This is a genomic window from Micromonospora sp. NPDC003241 (assembly GCF_053589795.1).
Genome location: NZ_JBSFSO010000111.1, coordinates 1 through 1062, shown reverse-complemented (window position 1 = coordinate 1062; position 1062 = coordinate 1). Strand labels below are relative to the sequence as shown.

At 69.6% G+C, this 1062-nt stretch carries 1 pseudogene; it reads left to right on the top strand.

Going from position 1 to position 1062, the window contains the following annotated elements:
- Positions 1-161: 161 nt before the first annotated feature.
- Positions 162-911 (top strand): annotated as a pseudogene (locus ACWDVW_RS32680) (WD40 repeat domain-containing protein); the annotation flags it as partial.
- Positions 912-1062 lie beyond the last annotated feature (151 nt).

Sequence of the window (1062 nt, the reverse complement as noted above, 5' to 3'; positions counted from 1 at the left end):
GCCGTGACGACGCTCGGCTGGTCTCGAGCAGCCTCGACGGAACGGTACGGATCTGGCACACCGACACCCACGCTTCCGGCGGTCACCGCATCACGGGACCGAATATCGGTGCCGGCCTTCCGGTTCCGTCGAGTGTGGCCTTCGCGCCGGACAGCCGCCGAATGGTTGCGGGCTACCGCGATGGTTCGCTCTGGCAGTTCGAGACCGACACCGGGCGGCCCGTCGGCACGCCGATGCGTGGGCACACCGGTCCGGTCGAGGTCACCGCGGTCAGTGCCGACGGCCGCTGGATCGCCTCCGGGGGCACCGACCGGACCGTCGTCGTCTGGGACGCGGCGTCCGGTGCACGGGATCGAACGCTGAGCGGGCACAGGGCCCGGATCCGTGCGCTCGCCTTCAGCCCGGACGGCGGACGGCTGATCTCCGAGAGCGGGGACGGTGCGGTCCGGCTGTGGGACCTGGCTGGCGGCGGCGCCGACGGTGTGCCGTTGCCAGGCAGCGCAGGTGGGATCATGAGTCCGGTGTTCAGCCCGGACGGAAGGGTCGTCGCGGCGGGTGGTGCGGACAAGCTCGTCCACCTGTGGGACACGGCCACCGGCGGCCATCTGGCTGGACTGACCGGGCACGAATCCGAGGTGACCTCCGTCGGATTCAGCGGGGACGGCGCCACGATCGTCTCTCTGAGCCAGTTCTCGGTGCGCATGTGGGACGCCCGGAACTACGAACAGCTCAGCTCACCGGTGACCGGGCCTGACGTGTCGGGCAGCCTGACGGTCAGCCCTGTCGGCGATTTCGCCGTCGTCGGCGGATCGAAAGCGTTGCGCCGCTGGAGTATTCCCACCGGGACGCCGATCGGCACGGCGATGCAGGGCCACTCGAACCTAATCGGCGGGGTCGCGGTAACCGCCGACGGCCGGATCATCGTCTCCGGCAGCAAGGATCGCACCCTGCGGTTCTGGGACGCCGCGACCGGAATCGGCGGTGAGGTTGCAGACGACCTCCATCTCCAGCTTCTCCGGCAGGTCCGAGATGATCGACGCGTCCGTCTTGAGTCGACGCAAC